19 protein-coding genes are annotated in these 24,088 nt (G+C 74.0%); 6 read left to right on the top strand and 13 right to left on the bottom strand.

Translation table 11 applies throughout. The features are described 5' to 3' along the window. Positions 1-63: 63 nt before the first annotated feature. From EEW87_RS10925 to EEW87_RS10885, 9 genes are all read right to left on the bottom strand, one after another. Positions 64-1,509 (bottom strand): oligosaccharide flippase family protein, encoded by a 1,446-nt coding sequence (locus EEW87_RS10925; protein ID WP_123092930.1) that lies wholly within the window; start codon positions 1,507-1,509, stop codon positions 64-66. Positions 1,510-1,513: 4 nt separating this feature from the next. After that, the gene (locus EEW87_RS10920) at positions 1,514-2,617 is read right to left on the bottom strand and encodes a DegT/DnrJ/EryC1/StrS family aminotransferase (protein WP_123092932.1); all 1,104 of its coding nucleotides are present in this window, start codon (positions 2,615-2,617) and stop codon (positions 1,514-1,516) included. Beyond that, positions 2,617-3,261: an LbetaH domain-containing protein gene (locus EEW87_RS10915; RefSeq protein WP_123092934.1), complete on the bottom strand. Its 645-nt coding sequence runs from the start codon at positions 3,259-3,261 to the stop codon at positions 2,617-2,619. Before EEW87_RS10915 ends, EEW87_RS10920 begins: the two co-directional genes overlap by 1 nt. Beyond that, positions 3,258-4,400 carry a DegT/DnrJ/EryC1/StrS family aminotransferase gene (locus EEW87_RS10910; RefSeq protein ID WP_123092936.1) on the bottom strand — a complete coding sequence of 381 codons (1,143 nt, stop codon included), beginning with the start codon at positions 4,398-4,400 and terminating at the stop codon, positions 3,258-3,260. The genes EEW87_RS10915 and EEW87_RS10910 overlap by 4 nt, the downstream gene beginning before the upstream one ends. A 2-nt stretch (positions 4,401-4,402) precedes the next feature. Further along, on the bottom strand, positions 4,403-5,377 hold the full coding sequence (locus tag EEW87_RS10905) for an NAD-dependent epimerase/dehydratase family protein (protein WP_123092938.1): 975 nt from the start codon (positions 5,375-5,377) through the stop codon (positions 4,403-4,405). Continuing rightward, the gene (locus tag EEW87_RS10900; protein ID WP_191680416.1) at positions 5,374-6,420 is read right to left on the bottom strand and encodes a Gfo/Idh/MocA family protein; all 1,047 of its coding nucleotides are present in this window, start codon (positions 6,418-6,420) and stop codon (positions 5,374-5,376) included. Before EEW87_RS10900 ends, EEW87_RS10905 begins: the two co-directional genes overlap by 4 nt. Before the next feature lie 168 nt (positions 6,421-6,588). Further along, positions 6,589-7,395: a MerR family transcriptional regulator gene (locus EEW87_RS10895; RefSeq protein ID WP_123092941.1), complete on the bottom strand. Its 807-nt coding sequence runs from the start codon at positions 7,393-7,395 to the stop codon at positions 6,589-6,591. Between the two features lie 17 nt (positions 7,396-7,412). Beyond that, complete coding sequence (locus EEW87_RS10890) at positions 7,413-8,432, bottom strand: NAD(P)H-dependent flavin oxidoreductase (RefSeq protein WP_123092943.1); 1,020 nt, start codon at positions 8,430-8,432, stop codon at positions 7,413-7,415. Continuing rightward, a complete protein-coding gene (locus EEW87_RS10885) occupies positions 8,432-9,100 on the bottom strand; it encodes an alanyl-tRNA editing protein (RefSeq protein ID WP_123092945.1) in 669 nt (222 codons plus the stop codon). Before EEW87_RS10885 ends, EEW87_RS10890 begins: the two co-directional genes overlap by 1 nt. A gap of 100 nt (positions 9,101-9,200) precedes the next feature. Here EEW87_RS10885 and EEW87_RS10880 point away from each other — a divergent pair, with 100 nt between their 5' ends. Beyond that, on the top strand, positions 9,201-10,148 hold the full coding sequence (locus EEW87_RS10880; RefSeq protein ID WP_163562433.1) for an SPFH domain-containing protein: 948 nt from the start codon (positions 9,201-9,203) through the stop codon (positions 10,146-10,148). Between the two features lie 52 nt (positions 10,149-10,200). On the opposite strand, the gene EEW87_RS10875 is transcribed toward EEW87_RS10880, so the two are convergent. Then, complete coding sequence (locus tag EEW87_RS10875; RefSeq protein ID WP_123092949.1) at positions 10,201-10,644, bottom strand: VOC family protein; 444 nt, start codon at positions 10,642-10,644, stop codon at positions 10,201-10,203. A gap of 40 nt (positions 10,645-10,684) precedes the next feature. Between EEW87_RS10875 and EEW87_RS10870 the strand changes: the two genes are divergently transcribed. The 5 genes from EEW87_RS10870 (at position 10,685) to EEW87_RS10850 (ending at position 15,265) form a co-directional block, all read left to right on the top strand. After that, positions 10,685-11,239, top strand: coding sequence for an SRPBCC family protein (locus tag EEW87_RS10870; protein ID WP_163562432.1), 555 nt, complete (start codon positions 10,685-10,687; stop codon positions 11,237-11,239). Further along, positions 11,236-12,219: an NAD(P)H-binding protein gene (locus EEW87_RS10865; RefSeq protein WP_123092953.1), complete on the top strand. Its 984-nt coding sequence runs from the start codon at positions 11,236-11,238 to the stop codon at positions 12,217-12,219. Before EEW87_RS10870 ends, EEW87_RS10865 begins: the two co-directional genes overlap by 4 nt. Positions 12,220-12,278: 59 nt before the next feature. Next, the gene (locus tag EEW87_RS10860) at positions 12,279-13,262 is read left to right on the top strand and encodes an ATP-binding cassette domain-containing protein (protein ID WP_404812064.1); all 984 of its coding nucleotides are present in this window, start codon (positions 12,279-12,281) and stop codon (positions 13,260-13,262) included. Then, positions 13,259-14,092, top strand: a complete 834-nt coding sequence (locus EEW87_RS10855; protein ID WP_123092957.1) for an ABC transporter permease — start codon at positions 13,259-13,261, stop codon at positions 14,090-14,092. The genes EEW87_RS10860 and EEW87_RS10855 overlap by 4 nt, the downstream gene beginning before the upstream one ends. A 366-nt stretch (positions 14,093-14,458) precedes the next feature. Continuing rightward, positions 14,459-15,265: a M57 family metalloprotease gene (locus EEW87_RS10850; protein WP_123092959.1), complete on the top strand. Its 807-nt coding sequence runs from the start codon at positions 14,459-14,461 to the stop codon at positions 15,263-15,265. A gap of 116 nt (positions 15,266-15,381) precedes the next feature. Here EEW87_RS10850 and recD read toward each other — a convergent pair whose 3' ends face one another. From recD to recC, 3 genes are read right to left on the bottom strand one after another with little or no spacing between them, the layout of a single operon-like run. Then, positions 15,382-17,244, bottom strand: coding sequence for an exodeoxyribonuclease V subunit alpha (gene recD, locus EEW87_RS10845; protein ID WP_123092961.1), 1,863 nt, complete (start codon positions 17,242-17,244; stop codon positions 15,382-15,384). Further along, positions 17,241-20,684, bottom strand: a complete 3,444-nt coding sequence (locus EEW87_RS10840; RefSeq protein ID WP_123092963.1) for a UvrD-helicase domain-containing protein — start codon at positions 20,682-20,684, stop codon at positions 17,241-17,243. Before EEW87_RS10840 ends, recD begins: the two co-directional genes overlap by 4 nt. Next, positions 20,681-24,079, bottom strand: coding sequence for an exodeoxyribonuclease V subunit gamma (gene recC, locus EEW87_RS10835; RefSeq protein ID WP_123092965.1), 3,399 nt, complete (start codon positions 24,077-24,079; stop codon positions 20,681-20,683). Before recC ends, EEW87_RS10840 begins: the two co-directional genes overlap by 4 nt. Between the last annotated feature and the right edge of the window lie 9 nt (positions 24,080-24,088).

The following is a 24,088-nucleotide window of genomic DNA, read 5'->3' as shown; positions in this document are numbered from 1 at the left end:
GTCGAAGAAGGAGCGTCACCTCGAGGTGACGCTCCTTCTTCGAACCGGGCGAAGGGGGACCGGTCAGGCGGTGAGGGAGCGCAGCCGCTGCCAGTCGGAGACCAGCTCGCGACGTCGCACGGCGAGCAGGACGAGCCCGACGACGCCCGCCAGGCCGAGGGCGGCCACCGAGGGCAGCGTCGTCGCCCCCACCACGACGACCCCCGCGCCCACGACGCTCGCCCCGACGACCGGGGCCACCTGACCGCCGAGCGCCCGCACCGGCAGGTCGACGCGGTGCAGCTGCCACAGGTAGAGCGGCAGCACGACGACGAGGCCGACGACGAGCTGGGCGACCGCCACGGCCCACACCCGCCCGCTCTGCGCGGCGACGTACGCGCCGACCGCGAGGGCGAGCACCCACAGCAGCTGAGCGAGCAGCAGCAGCTGGGTCGAGCCGATGACGACGAGCAGGTCGTAGCAGAGCTCGGCGAGGATGCGCACGAGCGCGAAGACCGCGAGCCAGGCGAGCACGGGCGCGCTGCCGGCCCACTCCTGCCCGTAGACGAGGGCCACGAGCGGTCCGGCCGCAGCCGCGAGCACGAGGCACGCGGGCGCCGAGACGCCGAGCAGCAGGCGCACGAAGAGCGAGACCCCCGAGGCCATGATTTCGGGGCTCTCGCGCACGCGGGCGAAGAGGGCCGGCGCCACGCTGCGCAGCGGCTGCGAGAAGAGGCTGACCGGCCAGCTCGCGAGGTTGAAGGCGAGGACGTACAGGCCGAGCTGCACCGGGCCGAGCACCCCGCCGACGACGAGCTGGTCGAGGTAGCCGATGACGAAGACGAGCACGCTCGCCCCCGCCAGCGGCAGCCCGAAGCCGAGCAGCCGGCGCGCGACGTCGCGGTCCCAGCCGAGCCGGTAGGGCAGCGGCGAGGCGACGACGAACATCACGGCGGAGACGACGCTCCCCGCCAGGCGCCCGATCGCCAGGCTCATCGCGCCCCAGCCGGTCAGCGCCAGGGCGAGGCTGGTGAAGGCGCCGAGCCAGACGTTGACCTGGTCGATGACCATCCGCTGCTTCTGCAGCATCTCGCGCTGCATGAGCGCGGCCGGGGTCGCGACGAGGCCGTTGACGAGGATCGCCATGCCGAGCCAGCGCACGGGGTCGGTCGCCGCGGGCGCCCCCATCGCCGTCGCGTAGTACGGCGCGCCGACCCACACGAGGCCGGTGAGCACCGCGCTCGTCAGCACGGTCACCGAGGTCACCGTCGGGGCGATGTCCGCCGGCTCGTCGGCCCACCGCACGATCGCCAGGCTCACGCCGAGGTCGTTGAAGGCGAGGATCGCGAGCAGCGCGACGACGGCGACGGCGAAGGTGCCGAACTCCTGCGGGCCGAGCACCCGCGCGAGGACGATGCCGATCGCGAGCGTGCCGAAGCGCGACGCCGCGGTGTTGACCAGGCTCCAGCCCAGGGCGTTCGCCGCGCGCGCCCCGAGCCCGCGGCTCTCGGTCTGCGGCGGGGTGCCCATCGGCTCAGGCGCCGAGCGCGTCGGCGAGCGACTGCGCGACGTGCTCCTGCTGCGCGGGGGTGATGTGCGGGTAGATCGGCAGCGACAGGATGCGGTCGGCGGCGGCCTCGGTCACCGGGAAGTCGCCCCGGCCGTACCCGAGGTCGGCGAAGGCCCGCGTGAGGTGGACCGGCTCGGGGTAGTGGATCCCCGCGCCGACCCCCGCCTCGTGCAGCGCCGAGAGCACGCGGTCGCGCTCGTCGACCTGGATGACGTAGAGGTGCCAGACGTGCTCGTTGCCCGGGGCGACCGCGGGCAGGGTGACGGGCAGCCCGTCGAGCAGGCTCGCGTAGCGCTCGGCCGCCTCGCGACGGCACGCGTTCCAGCGCTGGAGGCGGCGCAGCTTCGCACGCAGCACGACGGCCTGGATCGCGTCGAGCCGCGAGTTGAAGCCGACGACCTCGTGGACGTACTTCGTCAGGCTGCCGTGCGCGCCGAGGAGCCGGGCCGTGCGGGCGAGGTCGTCGTCGTCCGTCGTCACCGCGCCGGCGTCGCCGGCGGCGCCGAGGTTCTTGCCCGGGTAGAAGCTGGTCGCGGCCATCCGGCCGAGGCTGCCGGAGACCCGGCCGTCCTGGGTCGCGCCCTGCGACTGGGCGGCGTCCTCGACGACGGGCAGACCGAGCCGGTCGGCGTGCTCGAGCACCGCGCCCATCGGGGCGAGCTGGCCGTAGAGGTGCACGGGGGCGATCGCCCGCGTGCGCTCCGTCGTCGCGGCCCCGAGCTGGGCGGGGTCGATGAGCAGGTGGTCGGGGTCGACGTCGACGAGCACCGAGCGCGCCCCGATCCGGGCGACGGCCTCGGCGGTGGCGACGAAGGTGTTGGCCGGCAGCACGACCTCGTCGCCGGGCCCGACGCCCACGGCGCGCAGCGCGATCTCGACGGCGTCGGTGCCGTTGGCGACCCCGACGCAGTGCTGCGTCCCGCACAGCTGCGCGTACTCCTCCTCGAAGCCCGCGACGTGCGGCCCGCCGACGAAGCCCGCGCTCGAGAGCACGTCGTCGACGTCGCCGCGGATCTCGTCGAGGATCTCGGCCTGCGCGGCGCGCAGGTCGACCAGGGGGACATGCATCAGGACTCCTTGCTCCGGGCCGGCACGCCGACCCACGTCTGTCCCTGGGGCAGGTCGCCCAGCAGGGTCGCTCCCATGCCGAGGACCGCGTCGGGGCCGACACGGACCCCTTCGCGCACGCTCGAGCACATGCCGAGGTAGGCGGCGACGCCCACGCGGACGCTCCCGCCGAGGACGACGCCGGCGCAGATCGTCGCGTAGTCCTCGACGACGTCGTCGTGCGTGAGGACCGCGCCCGGCATCGCGACGACGTGCGCGCCGACCTGCACGTCGGCGGTGAGCACGACCTCGGCGAGCAGCACGGCGCCGGGCGCCACGTGGCTGCCCTCGCCGACCGACGCCGCCGGGTGGATGACGGCGCGGTACCGGGCCGGGTCGACGCCGAGCCCGTCGAGGCGCTGCGCCATCGCCCGGCGGGCAGCACCGCGCCCGGCGCACAGCACCAGCCGGTCCTGCAGGTCGGCCGCCATCGCGGTCGGCCCGAGCACCGGGCTGCCGAGGAGCACCTCGCCGTGGCGGGCCTCGTCGTCGTCGAGGATGCCGACCGGGGTGCTCGTGCCGTCGCGCTCGTCGATGGCCCGGATCGCGGCGAGGGTCTCGCGGGCCAGCCCGCTCGCCGCGAGGAGAAGGACCGGCTCGGTCATGGCGTCGCGCCGGGGTCGCGCAGCACGGCGGCAACCCGGTCCACGTCGCTCTCCTGGAGCTGGTGGTACAGCGGGAGGATGAGCGTGGAGTCGGTGAGGGCCGCGGTCACCGGCAGGGCGGCGTCGTCGAGGCCGAGGTGGGCGTAGGCGGGCTGCCGGTGGGCGGCCATGATCCCGCGACGGGCCGAGATCCCGTGCGCGGCGAGCGCGGCGAGGAGCCCCTCGCGGTCGGTCGGGTAGCCCTCGCCGACCTCGACCCACGCGGACTGGTAGTTCGTGGTGCCCCACGGCGGGTCCTCGACGAGCCGGAGCCCGGGCACGTCGGCGATCGCCGCCCGGTAGCGCGCGACGAGCTCGCGGCGGCGCTCGACGACACCGGGCAGGCGCTCGAGCTGGACGATCCCGACCGCCGCCTGGATGTCGGTCATCCGGTAGTTGAAGCCGATCTCGAGGTACTGCTCCGCCGGGGCCAGCACGCTCTGGTGACGGTCGGCGGCCGAGACGTCCATCGCGTGCTCGCGCAGCCGGCGCACGCGGGCGGCGCGCTCCGGGTCGTCGGTGGTGACCATGCCCCCTTCGCCCGTCGTCAGCAGCTTGCGGGGGTGGAAGGACCAGGCTGTCGCGTCCGCGCCGGACCCGACGGGCGCGCCGTCGTAGGTCGAGCCGGCCGCGCACGCCGCGTCCTCGACGAGGGCGAGACCGTGCTCGTCGGCGAGGGCGCGAAGGGGGGCGAGGTCGAGCGGCACCCCGCCCTGGTCGACGGCGATGATCGCCCGGGTCCGCCCGGTGATCGCCGGGGCGACCGTCTCGGGGGTGATGTTGCCGGTCATCGCGTCGACGTCGACCATGACGGGCGTCGCGCCGAGGTAGGTCGGGGCGTTCGCCGTGGCGATGAAGGAGAAGGACGGGACGATGACCTCGTCGCCGGCCTCGACGCCCACGGCGACGAGGGCGAGGTGGAGGGCGGCGGTGCAGCTCGAGACCGCGACCGCGTGCTCGGCCTGGACGAGCTCGGCGAAGGCCCGCTCGAAGTCGGCGACCCGCGGCCCCTGGGCCACCCAGCCGGACTCGATGGCGGCCATCGCCGCCTCGGCCTCCTCGCGCCCCAGGTAGGGGCGCATGACGTTGATGCGCTCCATGGCTACGCGTCTGCCAGGACGCGCTCGGAGCGCCACCATGCGACGAGCTCGCGCAGCCCGTCGACGAGGTCGATCTGCGGGCGCCAGCCGAGGTCGTGCTCGGCGGCGGAGATGTCGGCCAGGCGTCGGGTGACGCCGTTGACCGCGCGATCCGGGCCGTGCTCGACCTGCAGGTCGCTGTCCATCGCCGCGAGCATCGCCTGGGCGAGCTCGAGCAGCGAGGTCTCCTTCGCGCTCGCGATGTTGTAGACGCCCTCGACGACGTCGCTGCGGGCCGCCAGGACGTTGGCCCGGGCGATGTCGACGGTGCTGACGAAGTCCATCGTCTGCTGCCCGTCGCCGAAGATCAGCGGCGGCTGGCCGGCGTCGATGCGCTCCATCCAGCGGATGAGCACCTCGGTGTAGAGACCGAAGATGTCCATCCGCGGCCCGTAGACGTTGAAGTAGCGCAGGAGCACGTAGTCCAGCCCCTGCATCGCGCGGAAGCTGCGGATCATGCCCTCGTTGTAGGACTTCGCCGCGCCGTAGAGCGTGTCGTTGTTGTGGTGGTGGTGCCGCTCCGTCGTCGGGAACTGCTCGGCGAGGCCGTAGACCGAGGCCGAGGAAGCGGCGACGAGCTTGGCGACCTTGTGCTGCGCGGCGGCCTCGACGACGTTGAAGGTGCCGTCCACGAGGACCTCGTTGGCCAGCCGCGGCTCCTCGGCGCACTGCGTGATCCGGATCGCCGCCTGGTGGAAGACGACGTCGCTGCCGGTGACGAGGTCGTGGACCAGGTCGCGGTCGCGGATGTCTCCCTCGACGAGGCTCACCCGGTCGTCGGCGAGCGCGTCGCGCAGGTTGCCCCGCCGGCCGCGCACGAGGTTGTCGAGGACGACGACGTCGCCCACCCCTTCGGCCAGGAGCTGGTCGACGATCGTCGAGCCGATCGTGCCCGCGCCCCCGGTGACGAGGACCTTCGCTCCGTGGAGGTCGCTCATGCCGCGCTCCTGCTGTCGTCGAGGCGCACGGGGGCGCCGGTGGCCAGGCTGCTGTCCGAGGCGGAGAGCAGCCGCAGCACGCGCATCGCGGCGTGCCCGTCGGTCAGGGGTGCGCGCTCCTCGCGGATCGCGGCGGCGAGCTCGCCGACCATGCTCGAGAGCGCCTCGCGCTCGGGCAGGGCGGGCACGACGACGTCGCCGAGGCGGTAGGAGATCGTGCTCGCGCGCCGGTCGCTCGCGTTCTCGCGCTGCGTCGGCAGGTCGACCCCGCGGTCGTAGATCGAGATGCGCTGGGCGGGGTTGACGTCGTCCCACACGAGGGTGCGCCGGCTGCCGCCGAAGATCATCTGGCGCACCTTGACCGGCGAGAGCCAGTTGACGTGCACGTGGGCGAGGACCTCGGGGGCGACCGGCATCGACAGGTGGCCGACGCACTCGGTGCCCGCGCCGAGAGGGTCGGTGCCGACGGCGCTCAGCGTCTCCGGGGCGAGCCCGCCGGGCAGGACGAAGTCGAGGATCGACAGGTCGTGCGGGGCGAGGTCCCAGAAGACGTTGACGTCGGGCTGCACGAGCCCGAGGTTGATGCGCACCGAGTCGACGTAGAGCAGGTCGCCTAGGTCGCCGGCCGCGAGCGCGTCGCGGATGTAGCGCACCGCCGGGGTGTAGCAGAAGGTGTGGTCGACCATGAGCACCCGGCCCGCCGCCTGGGCAGCCGCGATCATCTCCGCCGCCTGGTCGAGCGACTCGGCGATCGGCTTCTCGACGAGCACGTGCTTGCCGGCGGCGAGCGCACGCAGGGTGAGCGCGTGGTGCGTGCTCGCCGGCGTCGCGATGGCGACGGCCGTGACGTCGCTGCGAGCGAGGAGCTCGTCGACGTCGCTCAGCAGGTCGATGGTGCTGCGCTGCCCGACGACGCGGGCAGCCCGGGCCGGGTCGAGGTCGCACACGGCGACGAGATCCCAGTCCGGGTGGTTGCGGAAGTTGCGGACGAGGTTGGTCCCCCAGTACCCCGACCCGATGACGGCGACGCCCAGCTTGTCCACGCTGTCCCCCACGGTGCGTGATGATGATGAAGCCGACCAGGGTCTGATCGGCCTTCGTCACTGTAGACAGCGCCCGTGCACCCCCGCTGGGTTATCGCAGAAAGTCGCGCGGGACGCGAGATCCCCCGGGGCGAAGGGGGATTCGCGCCCGGGGGGATCTGCGCGGCGTCAGCCCGCGTGCCCTCCGTCGTGGCGCGCGACGCGCGCGAGGATCGCGTCGTGCAGCCACTGCGCGAGGCCGGGGCGGCGCTCGTCGTAGTGGCGCGTGAAGCGCTCGTCGCTCACGTACAGCTCGGCGAGGTTCGCGTGCATCTCGTCCGAGCAGTCGTAGTAGACCTCGATGCTCGCGTGGTGGCGGTCGGCGAGGGCGACGCCCTCGTCCGACGCGGGGTCCACGCCGTCGGCGACGGCCTGCGCGAGCTCGTCCTCGAAGGCCTCCGTGCTCTCCTTGATCTGCACCCAGTCGGCGGGCGTGAAGCGCGCGGTGCGCGCCTGCGACTGCTCCCACTGCGGGGTCTGGCCCCAGCGCTCCTGCGCCTCGGCCTGGTACTCCTCGGAGTAGCCGTCGCCGAAGATCGCTCTGAGGTCCTCGGTGGTCGCGGGTCGGTCCTGCATCTCTGCCTCCAGTGCGTGCTCGATGGCCTCGGCGAGGTCGGCGGTCTGCGCCAGCCTCGCCCTGACCGCCGCCTGCTGCCGGCGCAGGTGCGCCAGCCGGCCCGGGCCGTCTGCCTCGAGCAGGTCCCGGACGTCCTCGAGCGCGAAGCCCAGCCGGCGGTAGCCGACGACGGTGCTCAGCCGCTCGAGGTCGCCGTGGTCGTAGAGCCGGTAGCCCGAGGCCGTGCGCCCCGACGGCACGACGAGACCCTGCTCGTCGTAGTGGTGCAGGGTCCGCACGGAGATCCCGAAGGTCCGCGCGACCTGCCCCACGGTCCACGTCCGGTCCACGGCTGCAGTCTGCCCGGGTGCGGTGGTCATGGATCCACCGTGGCGCCTCACGTCGCGTGAGGGTCAAGCCCGGCGAGGACCTCGGCGACCGGGCCGGTCGGCGCGTGACGCCACCCGGTGCCCGCCCACAGGTGCACCCCGTCGGGGTCACCGGCCGCGGCGGCGGCCTGGCGCATCGCGCGGGTGAGGTGGTGCACGGCGGGGTAGGCGGTGATCGCGTCGGCGTCGTGGGCCTCGACGAAGGCGTTGCGCAGCGCCCGGGCCGGACGACCGGTGAAGGCGCGGGTGAGGGCGGTCCGGGTGAAGCGGGGGTCGGCGAGCGCGGCCCGGTGCACGGCGGAGGTGCCCGCCTCGTCGACGCGCAGGAGCATCGTGCCGACGGCGACCGTCTCGGCCCCGGCGTCGAGCAGCGCGGCGACGGCGCGGGGCCCGTCCACCCCGCCCGCGGCGACGACGGGCAGCGGGCAGGCCGCCCGCACCGCGCGCACGAGGTCGGCGGTCGGCACGTCCTCGACGACCCGGTCGGGGTCGAGGGTCGCGCTGTGCCCGCCGGCCCGCGGGCCCTGGACGACGAGCCCGTCGACACCGGTCGCGCGCGCCCGCTCGGCCTCCTCGGGTGTCGTCACGGAGGCGAGCACGGTCGTGCCGGCCGCCCGCAGCGCCGCGACCTCATCCGCGGGCGGGAGGGCGAAGGTCAGCGACACGACGGGCACCGGGCGGTGGAGGAGCAGCGCGAGCTTCGCGTCCCACGCGTCGTCGTCGACGACCGGCGTCGGGTCGAGGGTCACGCCGTGCCGGGCGGCGTCGGGGGCCAGCCGCTCGGCGTACCGGGCGAGGGCGTCGGCGTCGACGACCCGGCGGTCGGGCACGAAGAGGTTGACGCCGAAGGGGTGACCACCCCTTCGCACCGTCTCGACCTCCTCGGCCAACGCGTCCGGGGTCTTGTACCCGCCGGCGACGAAGGGGAAGCCCCCCGCCGCGGCGACCGCGAGGCAGAGCCGTGCGGTCGTCGGGCCGCCGGCCATCGGGGCCGCGGCGAGCGGGCGCCGGCTGGCGAGGAGGGCCATCAGGCGTGCTCGGCGGTGTAGCTGAGCTTCAGCTGGCCCTTCTTCGTGCGCACGCGGGTGATCGCGATGCCGGCGAGGTCGGAGGTCGAGCGCACATGGGTGCCGCCGCAGGGGTCGGTCTGCAGGGTCTCGATGCTCACGCGCCGCACGCCCTCGTCGTCGACCTCGGCGGAGTACGCGAGCGAGGCGGCGACGTGCTCTCGGGCGCGCTCGAGCACCCGCTCGACGAGCGCGGCCTTCTCGTCCTCGCCCTCGGGCAACGACCCGCCGTCGAGGTCGTAGAGGAGGAAGGCCTGGCCGGGCGTGTGGCTCAGCCCGACGTTGCGGTACCCGAGCGGGGTGACGCACGCGTCGAGCAGGTGGCCGGCCGAGTGCAGCGCGGCGTGGCGCCGCCGCACGTCGGGGTCGATCGCGACGTCGACCTCGCTGCCCTCCTGCGCGACGCCCGACTCGGGGTGCAGCCACACCACGCCGTCCGCGTCCTTGCTCACCGAGGCCGGGGACCCGTCGACGGTGACGACGTCGTCGGGCTGGCCGCCCCCCTTCGGGTGGACGACGCCCTCGCGGACCGCGATGCCCGCGGGCTCGGTCGAGGTCGCGACGACCTCGGTCCGGGTCGTGAAGAGGTAGGTGTCCTGCCAGTACGCACGGCTCTGCTCGACGCTCATGCCCCGATCCAACCCCAGCGCCCGGCCTGCGGCCAGGCCACCCCCCGCCCCTGGCAGGATGACCGCGTCATCGGGGTGTCGTCAGCAGCAGGGAGCGGTCATGGGTCTCTTCGTCCTCGCGGTGGTGCTCGCGGTGATCGCGGTCGTCGCCCTCGCCGTCGCCCGACGACGGCCGAAGGGGGAGCCCGCCGACCCGGCGTCGCTCACCCGCTACGGGCGGCCGGTCGGCTGGGCGAGCGCCGTGCTCGCCGCCGTCGTCCTCGCCATCTCGCTGACGACGATGGTGCCGACGCAGCAGGTCGGCATCCCCATCACCTTCGGCAAGCCCGGGACCCCGATCGGCAACGGGCTGCACCTCAAGGCGCCGTGGACCGACATCGCGCTCATGGACGCGACCGTGCAGATCGACAACAACCTCGGCGAGGAGCGCACGGAGATCCGGCTGAAGAACCAGTCCACCGCGTACGTGCAGAACTCCGTGCGCTGGCGGATCAAGCCCGAGGCGGCGGCCGAGCTGTACAAGGCGCACCGGGCCTTCGAGAACATCGGGCCGGCGCTGCAGGAGCAGGAGCTCGCGGCGGCGATGAACCAGGCGCTCGCCGACTACAACCCGCTCGCGCAGGCGAAGGCGGCCGCGACGGGCGACGCGACCGACAGCGCCGAGGCCAAGGACTTCGACGACCTCGCCGGGCAGGTCAAGGAGCGCATGGAGGAGTCGATCGGCGACCGGCTCATCATCGACTCGGTGATCATCACCAAGATCGACTTCGACGAGAAGACGCAGTCGCGCATCGACGCCTACCAGGTCGAGATCGGCAACACCCGCATCGCCGAGCAGCGCAAGGAGACGGCGAAGGCGGAGTCCGAGGCCAACCGGACGCTGTCGGCGTCGATCTCGAAGGACCCGAACGTCCTCGTGAGCAAGTGCCTCGACACCCTCGCCTCGATGGTCGAGAAGGGCCAGACCGTGCCGGTCGGCTTCAGCTGCTGGCCGGGCGCGTCCGGCGCCGACGGCGTGCTCGTCGACGGGACGTCGCGGGACCGCTGAGGGCGGGCCGACTCAGATCGGGCCCGTACCAGCCCGCTCGGGCCCGAGCGGGTCAGCTCGTCGTCGGGCGGGCCGCGGTCGCGCGGCGGTAGGCCGTCGCGTGGCGGGGCTCGTACACGAGGACGGGGTCGGTGCCCGGCACGTCGACCTCGATGCCGATGCCGAAGCCGAGGTCGCGCGGCTCGCCGTCGCACACGGCGCCGCGCTCGCGCAGCTCGGCGACCGTCGCGGTGATGTCGTCGACCATGAGGCTGATCTGGTGGTGCCGCGGCGCCGTGAAGGCCTCGCCGGCGAACTCCCCCTTCGTCGGGTGCACGCCCAGCTCGCTCGGACCGGTGTCGAAGACCAGCCAGCCGGCCGGGTCGCCGGCGGCGACCGTGGGGTCGTCGGAGGACCCGGCGTCGGTGACGTGCGGCAGGCCCAGGACGTCCTTGAAGAAGGTCCGCGTCGCGACCGCGTCGTCGCTGTAGATGAGGGTGTGCACTGCGGTGATCACACGACGAACCTAACGGCTGAGCGCGGCTAGGGTCGCCAGGGTGCAGCTACGTCATCACCACGAGGTCGACGCGAGCGTCGACCACCTCTGGGCCGCCTTCACCGACCTGCGTCGGGTCGGGCGCTGCTTCCCCGGGGCGCAGGTCACCGAGGTGACCGGCGACGACTTCGTCGGCGCCCTCAAGGTCAAGCTCGGGCCGGTCACCCTCACCTACGACGGCGACGGCACCCTCACGCAGGCCGACGAGTCGGCCCGCCACGCGCAGATCCGGGCGAAGGGGGCGGAGCGTCACGGCTTCGGCAAGGCCGACATCGTCATCGACCTCGAGCTCTCGGAGGTGGAGGGCGGCCGCACGGGCGTCGACCTCACGACGAGTCTCGACGTGCGCGGTGCCCCGACCAACCTCGGCGGCGGCATCGCCCAGCGCGCCTCGGACCCGCTCATCGAGCGTTTCGTCCACTGCCTCGCGGGCCCGGCCTCGGCGAAGGAGGGCGGCCCGGACGACGAGCCGCTCGACGTCGGGCGCGCGGTGCTCCCCGGGCTCGTGGCGTCGTACGGCCGCTCGGTGCTGGGCCGCTTCGGACGCGGCCGATGAGGGTCCTCGTCACGGGGGCCCGCGGGTACGTCGGCTCCCGGCTCGTCCCCGCCCTGCTCGCCCGCGGTCACGAGGTCGTCGCGACGAGCTCCGACGGCAGCTCGCGCACCGGGTACCCCTGGCGCGACGCGGTGGAGTGGCGGCCGATGGACGTCTTCGACGCCGGGCAGGTCCGACGCGCCGTCGACGGGGTCGACGCCGTCGCCTACCTCATCCACGGCCTCGACGACCGCGACTACGTCGCGCGCGACCGGCAGGCCGCGCAGACGATGCGCGCCGCGGTCGACGCCGCCGGGGTCGAGCACCTCGTCTACCTCTCCGGGCTGGTGCCGCAGGGCACCCCCGACGAGCACCTCTCCGACCACCTGCGCTCGCGCCTCGAGGTCGAGGACGTGCTCACCGCGCGCGAGGGGAGCAGCCTGACGCTGCGTGCCGCGATCGTCATGGGGTCGGGGTCGTCGAGCTTCGAGGTCGTGCGCCAGGTCTCTCGGCGCATCCCGCTCGTGCGCCCGGTGCCCGTGTGGATGCGCGGCACCCGGGTGCAGCCGATCGCGGTGAGCGACACGGTCGAGTACCTCGTGCTCGCGCTCGAGTCGCCCGGGACCCGGGGCTACCTCGACATCGGCGGCCCCGACGTGCTCACCTACCCCGAGCTGCTGCGGGTCTACGCCGACGTCGTCTTGGCCACCCGGGTGCAGGTGCCCCTGCCGTGGATGCCCGCCGGGCTCATGGGCTCGATCGCCGGCGCCCTCACCGACGTGCCCACCGAGACGGTCGAGGCGCTCGTGCACTCGCTCGAGCACGACATGATCTGCCATCTCGACGCCCGTGACGTGCTCGGCGAGCCCGGGCGCACCCTCGTCGGGGTGCGCGAGTCGATGAGCCGCTCCCTGCTCCCCTTCGACCCCGCGCACGACGGCGCGGCGACGGGGGAGGACCCCCACCGGCCCTCGCTCGGCGACCCCGTCTGGTCGCGGTAGGCGCGCGCCCGCCGCAAACCCGGTGGTCGCTGTCGGCGGCCATCCCTAGCATGGCCGTCGTGACTGACTACGCCATCCAGGCCGAGGGCCTGCGCAAGACCTACGGCACGGTCGAGGCACTGCGGGGGGTCGACCTGGCGGCACCGACGGGCTCGGTCCTCGGGGTCCTCGGACCCAACGGCGCGGGCAAGACGACCGCCGTCCGCATCCTCTCCACGCTCATCCCGCCCGACGCCGGGCGGGCCACCATCGCCGGTCGCGACGTCGTCTCCGACCCCGTCGGCGTCCGCGAGTCGATCGGTGTCGCTGGGCAGTACGCCTCGGTCGACGAGTACCTCTCGGGCCGGGAGAACCTCGAGATGATCGGCCGGCTCTACCACCTGTCCTGGCGCGAGGCGCGGGCGAGGGCGGAGCAGCTGCTGCGGGACTTCCGCCTCGACGACGCCGCGGACCGTCCGGCGAAGACCTACTCGGGCGGCATGCGGCGGCGCCTCGACCTCGCCGGCGCGCTCGTTGTGCGACCGCCCGTCGTCTTCCTCGACGAGCCCACGACCGGGCTCGACCCACGCAGCCGCGGCGACATGTGGCAGGTCATCACCGACCTCGTGGCGGCCGGCACCACGGTGCTGCTCACGACGCAGTACCTCGAGGAGGCCGACCAGCTCGCCCACGACATCGTCGTCATCGACCAGGGCGAGGTCATCGCCCGCGGCACCTCCGACGAGCTCAAGGCCCAGGTGGGCGGCGAGCGTCTCTTCGTCACCATCGAGCAGGGTGACCGGCTGGGCGAGACCGCGACGACGCTGCGCCCGGTCGGGATCGGCGACGCCGCGGTCGACGAGCACACACGGACCCTCACCCTGCCCATCCAGACGGGCACGACCGCCCTCGTCGACGCCGTGCAGCGGCTGTCCGACGCGGGGGTCACCGTGCAGGACATCGGCATCCGGCGCCCGACCCTCGACGACGCCTTCCTCTCCCTGACCGGGCACCGCGCCGAGAGCGCCGAGCCCGACGAGACCACGCAGGAGCAGCCCGCATGAGCGCCCTGGTCAGCGACTCCCTGACGATCGTCAGGCGCAACCTCATCAAGATCAAGCGGGTCCCCGACCTGCTCGTCTTCACCACCATGCAGCCGATCATGTTCGTGCTGCTCTTCGGCTTCGTCTTCGGCAGCATCGCCGGGGGCGACGGGGCCGGCTACCGCGAGTTCATGATGGCGGGCATCTTCGCCCAGACCGTCGTCTTCGGCGGCACGTTCACCGGCTTCGGTATGGCCGAGGACATGCAGAAGGGCGTCATCGACCGATTCCGCACCCTGCCGATGCACCCGAGTGCGGTGCTCGTCGGGCGCACCCTGTCCGACGTCGTCAACAACGTCATCTCGCTCGTCGTCATGGCGCTGACCGGTCTGCTCATCGGCTGGCGGCTGCGCGACGGCGTCGTCGGGGCGATGATCGGCTTCCTCATCCTGCTGCTCTTCGCCTACGCGGTGAGCTGGATCATGGCGTGGGTGGGGCTGAAGGTCCGCACCCCCGAGGTCGTCGGCAACGCCTCCTTCCTCGTGATCTTCCCGCTGACCTTCATCGCCAACACCTTCGTACCCAGCGAAAACCTCCCCTCGGTGCTGCGCACCTTCGCCGGGTGGAACCCCGTCTCGACGCTCACCCACGCGGCGCGAGACAACTTCGGCAACCTCGGCGCGCTCGGTGGCGGCGGCACCGGGATGAGCGAGGAGTCCGTGCGCTCCGCGGCCGAGTACACCTGGGCCCTGGAGAACGCCGAGATCTACACCCTCGTCTGGGTCGCCATTATCCTCGTGATCTTCGTGCCCCTCTCCACCCGCGAGTACAAGCGGGCGATGACGAAGTAGCCCCTGGCGGGCCGAGGGGCGACGAAGGAGGGGCTCTTTCGCTGGTCGAGGTGCGACGAAGGAGCCTCGAGACCACCGCCCCCGAGGTCTCGAGGCTCAGGCCCTGGCGGGCCTTCGCACCTCGACCGTCGGGGATCTCTCGCTGGTCGGGTGTGACGGACGGGTCGGGCAGCGGGGGTTGTGCTCGTCCGCCTTGACTGGGCCGCTACCCACTTGGGGTGCCGGTGGTGCTCATGGGGCGATCTTGGTGAAGTCCGGGCGGCGATCTTACGGTCCACGGCAGTCCCGCTGAGCAAGCGCTTCCTACGGTCGGTGGCACCCGGGACGCGATCAGCCGCCTCGGTCCACGTCACCCCAGGAGCTCCCATGAAGAGCATGACCACCCGCGTGCTGTCCGCGGCGGCTGTCGTCGGTCTGGCCGGCATCACCGGTGCCACGGCCAGCAACGCCCAGGACCCGGACGCCCCGTCCTACGGCGAGTTCAAGAGCTCGACCTACCAGGACGCCGATGGTCAGTACATCGTCAACGGCGACATCCCGCTGAGCGGCGAGAAGGCCCTGAAGACCTTCTACGAGGAGATCGCAGCGCCCACGCCGGAGAACGAGCTCATCGTCAACACGGTCTACGGTCGCGACGACGTGTGGAGCGCCAGCCAGGCCAAGGCCCTCACCTACTGCGTGAGCGACCGCTTCGGCAGCAACAAGGCGGCCGTCGTCTCGGCGATGAGCAGCGGTGGCAACCAGTGGGAGTCGGCCACCTCGGGCATCGACTTCACCTACGTCAGCGCCCAGGACTCCCGGTGCACGACGAGCAACAGCAACGTCACCTTCTCCGTCGAGCCGGTCACGGGCGCGAGCTACATCGCGCGCGCCTTCTTCCCCAGCACGAGCAAGTCGCAGCGCAACGTGCTCATCAACACCGACCAGTTCTTCTCCGCCGGCGGCTGGTCGCCCTCGAACATCGTCGCCCACGAGCTGGGCCACGCCCTGGGCTTCCGGCACGAGCACACCCGGCCCGAGGCCGGCACCTGCTTCGAGGACTCGAGCTGGCGTCCGCTGACCCCGTACGACTCGGCGTCGATCATGCACTACCCCCAGTGCAACGGCTCCTCGGCCGACCTCAGCATGACCTCCACCGACCGCGCCGGGGTGCAGTCGGTCTATCCGGGCTGACACCGCGCCCGAGCGAGCGGCCTGGTCAGCCTGCTCGTCGCACCACCCCCGCACGGGGCTGCCGTCTCCTCCTCCGGACGGCAGCCCCGTGCAGCGCGTCCGGCGGGTCGTGGTCCTCAGCGACGGGCGATGCGGTGGCGCAGCCCCGACGCCCGCGCCGTGCGTCGTGGCACCGCGGCGCGGATCGACTCCTCGGAGCCGACGACGGTCACCCGGCTCTGTGCCCGGGTGATGGCGGTGTAGAGCAGCTCGCGGGTGAGCAGGCGGGAGTCCGCGTCGGGCAGCAGCACGCTGACGTGCGCGGCCTGGCTGCCCTGGCTCTTGTGGATCGTCATCGCGTGCGCGGTCTCGGCGTCGGCGAGCGTGCTCGCGCCGTAGAGCGTGGGGTCGTCGGGGTCGCCGAAGGCGGCGACCAGGCGGTGGGCCGGGCCGAGCACGACGACACCGGTGTCGCCGTTGGACAGGCCCAGCCGGTAGTCGTTCGCCGTGACGAGCAGGGGGCGACCCGCGTACTGCCGGGCATGGTGCCCGGTCGCCTCGCTCAGCCAGCGCTCGACCCGGGCGTTCCACGACGACACGCCCCACGGGCCGTCGCGGTGGGCGCAGAGCAGGCGGTGCTCGTCGACCGCCGCGAGCGCCGCCCCGGGGTCGCCGCGGAGCGCGAGCGAGCGCAGCCGCTCGGCTCGGCCGAGGAGATGCCCGCGCAGTGCCTCCTCCGCGCCGGTGGGGTCGTCCACCTCGACGAAGTCGACGCTGTCGTCCTCGCTCTCGGGTCCCGCCGCCGTGCGCAGGAGGTGCATCACCTCGTCGGCATCGGCGTCGCGCACCGCGGCGGCCAGGCGTCCGATCCGGCTGCCGAAACGGCGCGAGGTGAGCAGCCGGGTCACCGGGCTCGCCGGGTGCTCCTCGTAGCCGGCGACGAGATCGGCCAGGACGGCACCCGCCTCGACGGAGGCCAGCTGGTCGGGGTCGCCGACGAGCACGAGACGCGCGCTCGGGCGCAGGGCGTCGAGCAGCCGGGCGGTCATCGTCAGCGACAGCATCGAGGCCTCGTCGACGACGACGACGTCGTGCGGCAGGGGGTTGGTGCGGTCGCGCAGGAATCGCGTGCTGCTGTCGCGGCGCCAGCCCAGGAGACGGTGCAGGGTCACCGCCTCGACCGTCCCGACCCGGTCGCGGTCGGCCTCCTCGAATCCGGCGACGGACTCGAGGACGGACTCGCGCAGCCGGGCGGCAGCCTTGCCGGTCGGTGCCGCGAGGGCGATCGTCGGGCGACGGGTCACCCCTTCGCTCTGCTCGACGAGGAGCGCGAGCAGACCCGCGACGGTCGAGGTCTTGCCGGTCCCCGGACCGCCGACGAGGATGCTCGTGCGCCGCGCGGCGGCCGCCCGGACCGCGTCGCGCTGCTCCTGCCAGGTCTCGCCGACGAAGACGCGGGTCAGCCCCGCCTCGAGCCGAGGCACGTCGACCTCGACAGGCGGCAGCTCGGCCCGACGGGCGAGGGCGTCGGCGACCTGCACCTCCTCGCGGTGGTAGCGGTCGAGGTAGACGAGGTCGTGGTCGACGTGGACGACGCCGGCCTCGGCGCACCGGCTCGAGGCGACCGCGTCGAGCCAGTCACGCGGGGTGGCCGGCAGCACGGCGCGCACGGCCGCGGACCGCTCGGGGTCCTCGACGTCGTCGGCCGGAGGTGCCGCGATGGCGTCGTGCAGGGCGGCGACGTCGAGACAGCTCGACCCCTCACGCACGGCACGCACGGTGAGCGCCAGCGCGAGCAGGACCGCGTCGTCATCACCGCCGACGAGCCCGGCGAGCCGGGTCGCGACGTGCACGTCGGGCGACTCGACCCATCCCGTCCGGTTGGCGTCGCCGAGCACACCGGTGGCGCGCGCCGCGAGCCGGCGGTCGTGCGGGCCGGTCGGGACGAAGGGGGTCGCGGCCGCCAGCGGGGCGTCGGCCGTGGGGTGCTCGGTGCTCATGGCGCCCTCCCGTCGAGCAGCTCGGAGACCGCCTCGACGAGCGCGACCGGCGGCAGCCACGAGAAGACCCCGGTCGGATGACCGCCGACGACCGGTGTCGACGGCCCCGCCATGCCACGCACGTAGAGGTAGAGGACACCACCGAGGTGCGTCGTGGGGTCGTAGCCGGGCAGGCGCCAGCGCAGGAAGCGGTGGAGGACGACGGCGTAGAGGAGTGCCTGCAGCGGGTAGGAGCTGTGACCCATCGCCTCGTGCAGGGCCATCGGGCCGTAGTGGTCGGTGGTGAGCGGCTCGTCGACGGCGCCCAGCCAGTTCGTCTTGTAGTCGACGACGACGTATCGACCCTCGTGGCGCAGCACGACGTCTACCGACCCGGTGAGGTACCCGCGCAGCGGCTGGTCGCCGACCGCGGGGTCGTCGAGGGTCTCGGCGAGACCACGCACGGGATCGCCCTCCGGCAGGTGGTGGCGCAGCAGGCGCGAGAGCTCGCCGAGGAGCACCCCGTCGCCGGCATGAGCGGCGTCGCCCGACGCGAGCGGCAGCTCGAAGTCCATCTCGCACAACCGGTCGCGCCCGACCGACCGCAGGGTCGCCCCGGGCAGGAGGGGCCCGAGGGGGGTCTCGCAGACGAGCTCGATGGCCTCGGCGAGAGCGGGTCGCTCGAGCCCGGCGACGGGCCACCGCCCCGCCTGGTGCTCGACGTGAGCGAGCAGCTCGGCGTGCAGGTCGGGCGCCTGGGGGTCGGCCTCCTCGAGCACCGCGTGCACGAGGTTGCCGAAGGTCGCGCCGACCGGCAGGTCGGCCATCGGCGACGGCAGCACGGCGTGGGTCGAGGGCCGGCCGCCGTCTCCGTCACCCGGGCGGGCGAGCGGGCCGACCTCGTCCTCGCCCTCGCGCGGTCCGTGCTCGGGCTCGCTGCCGACGAGGTCGTCCGGGGCCGACGGGGTCGGCACGCCGACGGTGCCGGACTCCAGGGGCCGGGTGAGCCGGGTGTAGGAGGTGCGCATCCACCCGTCGTCGACGACGCGAGACCACGTGCGGGCCGTGAGCTCACGACCGACGGCCTCGGGGTCGGCGCGCTGCACGACCACCTCGTCGACGACCTCGAGGGCGAAGGCGCCCTCGCGCTCCCACGCGCGCAGGCGGCCCGCGGCCTCGACGTCGGAGGGCACGGCGACCCGGGGCGGGAGCTGGCCCTGACCGGGCTCGCGCCCGAAGAGCATGCGGTGCAGCGCCGAGGGCGGGGTGTTCATCCCCGAGGGGAACCACCACGTGACGACCTGGCTCTGCGCCCGGGTGAGGGCGACGTAGAGCATGCGCAGCGCCTCGCCGTCCTCCTCGTCCTGGTGGCGGGTGACCCGCTCGCCGCGGTCGGGGTCCTCGGTGATGCCGATGTCGAGGCAGCGCCGGCCCTCGTCGTCGTGGAAGCGCAGATGGGTGAGCCGGTTGGCGCGGGTGACGAAGCGGTCGGCGACGAAGGGGAGCAGGACGACGGGGTACTGCAGCCCCTTGCTCGCGTGGATCGTCGCCAGGGCGACCGCGTCGGCGTCGCTGTCGAGCCGGCGGGTGCGCTCCTCCTGCCGCACCGCCTGCATGCGCTCGCGCAGCCAGGTCGTGAGCGCGGCGAGACCGTCGCCCTCGACGACGGCGCGCTCGTGGAGGACCTCGCCGAGGTGGCGCAGGTCGGTGAGGCGGCGCTCGCCACCCTCGAGGCCCAGCGCACGGCTCTCCAGACCTCCCGTCGTCGCCGCGGCGAGCACGGCCGCGACCCCACGCCGGCCGAGGACCTCGGACCACGTGCGCAGCACCCGGGCGACCTCGTCGACGAGGTCGTCTCCGCCGGCGTCGAGATCGGCCGCCCGGTGCCCGACGAAGGTCGTCAGGGCCGCGGCGCGGACCCGGTCGGCGCGGTGCGACTGCGCCATCGCCTCGAGCAGGGTGAGCCAGTCGTCCGCGGCCGGGGTGGCGAAGATCGACTCGGAGGAGACGACGACCGAGGCGACGCCGATGTCGTGCAGGGCCCCCCGCACCTGCTCGAGCGAGTCGCGCTTGTGGGCGAGCACGGCGATGTCGCCGGCGCGCAGCGGACGCCCCTCGAAGGTCATGCCGGAGGCGAGCAGCCGCGCCACCTCGGCGGCGCAGTCGCGGGCCACGACGGGGCGCACCGAGCCGATGCTCACCTTGCCGTCGTCGCCGGCGACGAGGGCGGTGGGCACGGCGCGCAGCCGGACGGGGGAGAGGAGGGGGTCCTCGTCGGCGCCGGGCAGGGCGAGGCGGGACTCCCCCTTCGCCGGCTCGACGGGGTGGACGACGATCTCGGGAGACCCGAGCCGGGCGCCGCGCATCATCGTCGTCAGGGCACCGACGAGGGCAGGGTCGGAGCGGTGGTTGCGCACGAGGGTGTGCCGGCGCGTGGCGGTGGCCGCCGCGGCGAGATAGGTGTGGACGTCGCCGCCGCGGAAGCCGTAGATCGCCTGCTTCGGGTCGCCGATGAGCACGAGCGCGCTGTGCCCGGCGAAGGCCCGCTCGAGGACCTGCCACTGCACCGGGTCGGTGTCCTGGAACTCGTCGACGAGCACGACCTGCCACCGGTCGCGCATGCGCTGCCGGGCCGGGCTCGTGTCGTCGGCGAGGGCGTCGGCGAGCTCGCTCAGCAGGTCGTCGAAGCTCAGCACGCCCAGTCGCCGCTTGCGTCGGGACATCTCGTCGCGGACGAGATGGGCGAAGCGCAGCTTGCGGGCCGCGACGGTCGCACCGGGCAGCTCGTGCGGGCTGATCGCCGAGTGCGGGTGCTCGACGACGACCCGCGCGATGGCCCCGGCCTCCTCGCGGGAGAAGGCGGGCGGGCCCTCGCTCGCCGCGAATCCGCGCAGGTAGAGGTCGTCGACCACCTCGTCGCGCAGGTCGGTGAGGTCCTCGACGAGCCGCGCCCGGGGGTCGGTGTCACCGGCCACGCCGAGGCCGCGCAGCACGAGCTGGCAGAACTGGTGTGTCGTCGCGATGGTCGCGCCGTCGAAGTGGGTGAGCGCCTCTCGCAGCCGGCGCTCGCGCAGGGCGACCTCGTCGGGAGCGCCCGAGCGCAGCAGCGCGACGACGGGGTCGCCGTCCGCGGTCTGCGGGTCGACCAGGCCGCGGTGGACGAGACGCAGGTGCTCGCGCACCCGCTCGCGCATCTCCTGGCTGGCGGCCCGGCCGAAGGTGATGACGAGCAGGGACTCCAGCGGCAGGCCCTCGGCGACGTAGCGGGCGACGAGCGCGCCGATGGTCCACGTCTTGCCCGTGCCCGCGCTCGCCTCGAGCAGCACGGTGTCGCCGGGCCCGGGGAGGTCGCCCACGACGTCGAAGGCGCTGTCCTGAGGTGCGACGGAGGCGTCGTCCTGAGGTGCGACGGAGGAGCCTCGAAGGGCGTCGTCTTGAGATGCGAGGGCCGGCTCGCTCATCGTCCACCTCCGAGGTTGTCGAGCAGCGGGTCCCACAGCCGGCTCGCCAGCGCGGCGAGGTCGGTGCCGGGCCCGGCCACGGGGACGAGAAGGTCGTCGATGCTCGAGCCGGCGCCGATCGCGAGGCGCCACCAGCGGTCGTCGCGCTCGGCGCTGAAGCCGCGGTCGCCGGGCTCCCACTCGCCCTTCGCCGCCTGCCGGGCCGCCCGTGCGCGCCGCGGGTCGTGATGGACGGCCTGGGCGTAGACGTACCCGGTCTTCGGTGGCAGCGGCAGGGGCGCGGTGCGACCGAGGAGGTAGAGCTCGACGAGGTCGCCGAGACGGGCGAGGGCCAGCTGCGGCTCCAGTCGTCCGATCTCGCGGGTGTCGGTGCCACGGGGCCTCGTGCCGAGCAGGCTCGCCTGCCAGCCGCCGTCGGGGTGGCCGGCGGTGAGGGCGAGCAGGTGCACCCAGGCCCCGAGCAGCTGCTTCGCGCCGATGCCGCTGTAGCCGGCGGCGACGAGCCGGTCGCCGTGCACGGAGTCGACCGCACCCGTGACCCGGCGACCGCCGGGCAGCGAGATGTCGACGTGGACGGTACGGCCCGGCTGGGTGCCCCGCAGCTGCTCCACGCTCGCGACGAGCCCCTCGGCCCGCTGGCAGATCGCCCCGAGGGCGTGGCGCGCCAGACCGCTCGGGGGCAGCTCGCCACGGAGCAGCTCGGCGGTCCACACCTCCTCGGCGGTGCGCCCCGCGAGGCGCTCACGGACGCCGCGGTCGCCGATCGACCAGCGCTCGAGGTTGTCGAGGTCGACGGGGATGCGATCGCTCACCTCGTCGACCTCCCAGCTCGTGGCGACGCCGAGGCGGTCGTGGACGAAGGTGCGTGCGGGCGAGTGGACGAAGGAGACGAGCTGGGCCAGCGAGATCTCGCTCAGCGCCTCGGCCGGCAGGGGACCGTCCAGCAGGGGTGGCGGCTCGGGGCGCGGGCCGAGCATGGCCCGGGCGCCGCCGAGCGCGGCCTGGTCGAAGGAGAAGGAGCCGGTGACGGTGAGCGCACCGGGCTCGAAGTTGCGCGGGTCGAAGGGCTGCAGCGGGTGGCGGACCTCGCCGACCGCGCTCGACGCCGCGACGGCAGCCCCCTCGGGGTCGTGCTCGGCGCCGGCATCTCGCTCGACCGGGGCCACGGTGTCGGCCGCCGCGTCGATGAGCTCGCCGAGCGGCACCGCGGGCGGGCGCCGCTCCCCGCTGCGCTCGTCGGCGCCCGTGTACGTGATGACGAGACGCTCCTGCGCGGCCATGACGGCATCGAGGAGCAGCTGGCGGTCCTCGCTGCGCGCGTCGCGCTCACCGGTCATCGGGGTGCGGGCGAGCACGTCGTCGCCGTCGACGGCCTGCTGCCGGGGGAAGGTGTCGTCGTCGAGCCCGACGAGGCAGATGACGCGGTGCGGGACGGAGCGCATCGGCACCATCGTGCACACGGTGATCCCGCCGGTGCGGAAGCTCGCGCGTCCCGGGCGGCCCGCGAGGGCGTCCGCGAGCAGGACGCGCACGTCGGCGATGCGCAGGGGCAGGTCCTCGGGGGCGTGGCGCGACGCCTCGGCGAGCACCCGCTCGAGCTCACCGACCTGCCAGGCGTCGGTCGTCGGCACGTCGGTGAGGTCGAGGACGGCCTCGCGCAGGGCGTCGGTCCACTGCGAGGCCGACCGGGCGACGCCGAGCGCCTCGGTCGCGGCACGGAGCCGGTCGACGACCTCGGCGAGGGTGCCGGCGAGCTCGATGCTGCCGCTGCCGACGTCGTCGTAGGGCAGGGTGTGCCCGCCGATCGACAGCGGCCCGTCGGCGGAGACGGCGACCCCGGCGAGCAGCCGGTCGAGCCCGAAGTCCCACGTGTTCTGCCGCTCCGCGGACAGGGCGAAGGGGGAGCGGCCCGCCGCGTCGAAGCCCCACCGCACCCCGGTGGCGCCGACCCACGAGGTGAGGGTCTCGAGGTCCTCGTCGTCGAGGCGGAAGCGGGCGCGCACGGGTGCGCTGGAGATGATGTCGAGGACCTCGCTGGCGCTGGCCCGGCCACCGACGAGGGCGACGAGCCGCTCGGCGACCTCGAGGAGGGGGTTGGTCGCCGCGAGCGAGCGGTCGGCGAGCGAGACGCGCATGCCGTGCGCGGGGTGCGCGTCCACCCCTTCGGCCTCGGTGCCGTGGTCGCCCAGCCCGAAGGCCGCCCCGACGAGAGGGGCGTAGACCTCGACGTCGGGGCACATGACGAGCACGTCGCGCGGCTCGAGGCTCGGGTCGTCCTCGAGCAGCCCGACGAGTACCTCGCGCAGCACCTCGACCTGGCGCGTCGGGCCGTGGCAGGCGTGGATGGACAGGCTGCGGTCGTCGGGGGCGGGGACACGGGCGGCCCGCTCCGGCGCGCCCGGCACGTGGTCGGCGGCGATGTCGGACTGCAGCCAGCCGAGGACGGTACCGGTCGGTGCAGGCCCGGCACCGCCGTCGTGGTCGACGTCGTCGACGCCGGGCCGCAGCACCCGGACGAGCTCGCGGCTGTCGCGGCCCAGCGAGGCGAGCAGCGGGTGGGCGGGGAGCAGCTCGGGGTCGTCCTGCGCGCGGGGCACGACGCCGGCCCCGGCGAGGGCGGCCGCCGTCGCCGACCAGGCGGTGGGGGAGGGCTGCGGGAGCCACACGTGCACCTCGCGGTGGGTGGCGAGCGCGCGGAGCAGCTCGACCTCGGTCACCGCGAGGCGGGTGTGGCCGAAGAGCGAGAGCCGGTCGGGCAGGTCGAGGGACCCGGGGTCGTCACCCAGCCGCTTCAGGGTCTGCGCGTGACGCACGTCCGGCGGCGGCTCGGTGACGACGTCGAGGAGCCGGCGGTAGAGCTCGGGCTGCCAGCGCAGGTCGTCGGGCAACGGCTGGCCGGCGCCGTCCTCGTCACGCCCCTCGCGCCACGCGGTGAGCACGGCCGGGCGCTGGACCCCGTAGCGGTGGAGGAGGCGGGCCAGGCGCAGGGCCAGGCCGTAGCGCCGACCGCGGCGCACGTCGTCCTCGTCCTGGCCGTGGCCGAGGTGACGGGCCAGCGCCGCCGCCCACGGCTCGTCGAGCGCGGCGTCGATGCTCGCGAGGAGCGGCCACACGAGGTGGGCGGGCAGCCAGGGGTCGTCGAGCTCGCGCCCGGTGAGCAGGGTGACGAGGGAGGCCGGCCGCACGAAGCGCACGCCCGCGCACACGCCGTCGGAGCCCGCCTCGCCCGCGCCGAGGCGGTGCGAGAGCCGCTGCGCCAGCCACCGCTCGACGCCGTGCTCGGGCACGACGACCACCTCCTCGGCGAAGGGGTCGGGCAGCGGGTCCGCGAGGAGCGCGCCGAGGTCGTCGGCGAGCTCGGCGGTGCGGACCGCCCGGTGGAGGTGCAGGGTCACGAGAGCAAC

It is taken from the genome of Janibacter melonis, from assembly GCF_003721155.3.
GTDB classification, from domain to species: Bacteria; Actinomycetota; Actinomycetes; order Actinomycetales; family Dermatophilaceae; genus Marihabitans; species Marihabitans melonis.
The sequence above is the reverse complement of the archived record's forward strand: the minus strand, read 5'-3'. Positions and strand labels throughout refer to the sequence as shown.

Coding starts and splice junctions, on each gene's coding strand:
- EEW87_RS10925 (WP_123092930.1), bottom strand. CDS start 1,509: ATGGGCACCCCGCCGCAGACCGAGAGCCGCGGGCTCGGGGCGCGCGCG.
- EEW87_RS10920 (WP_123092932.1), bottom strand. CDS start 2,617: ATGCATGTCCCCCTGGTCGACCTGCGCGCCGCGCAGGCCGAGATCCTC.
- EEW87_RS10915 (WP_123092934.1), bottom strand. CDS start 3,261: ATGACCGAGCCGGTCCTTCTCCTCGCGGCGAGCGGGCTGGCCCGCGAG.
- EEW87_RS10910 (WP_123092936.1), bottom strand. CDS start 4,400: ATGGAGCGCATCAACGTCATGCGCCCCTACCTGGGGCGCGAGGAGGCC.
- EEW87_RS10905 (WP_123092938.1), bottom strand. CDS start 5,377: ATGAGCGACCTCCACGGAGCGAAGGTCCTCGTCACCGGGGGCGCGGGC.
- EEW87_RS10895 (WP_123092941.1), bottom strand. CDS start 7,395: ATGACCACCGCACCCGGGCAGACTGCAGCCGTGGACCGGACGTGGACC.
- EEW87_RS10890 (WP_123092943.1), bottom strand. CDS start 8,432: ATGGCCCTCCTCGCCAGCCGGCGCCCGCTCGCCGCGGCCCCGATGGCC.
- EEW87_RS10885 (WP_123092945.1), bottom strand. CDS start 9,100: ATGAGCGTCGAGCAGAGCCGTGCGTACTGGCAGGACACCTACCTCTTC.
- EEW87_RS10880 (WP_163562433.1), top strand. CDS start 9,201: ATGGGTCTCTTCGTCCTCGCGGTGGTGCTCGCGGTGATCGCGGTCGTC.
- EEW87_RS10865 (WP_123092953.1), top strand. CDS start 11,236: ATGAGGGTCCTCGTCACGGGGGCCCGCGGGTACGTCGGCTCCCGGCTC.
- EEW87_RS10855 (WP_123092957.1), top strand. CDS start 13,259: ATGAGCGCCCTGGTCAGCGACTCCCTGACGATCGTCAGGCGCAACCTC.
- EEW87_RS10850 (WP_123092959.1), top strand. CDS start 14,459: ATGAAGAGCATGACCACCCGCGTGCTGTCCGCGGCGGCTGTCGTCGGT.
- recD (WP_123092961.1), bottom strand. CDS start 17,244: ATGAGCACCGAGCACCCCACGGCCGACGCCCCGCTGGCGGCCGCGACC.
- EEW87_RS10840 (WP_123092963.1), bottom strand. CDS start 20,684: ATGAGCGAGCCGGCCCTCGCATCTCAAGACGACGCCCTTCGAGGCTCC.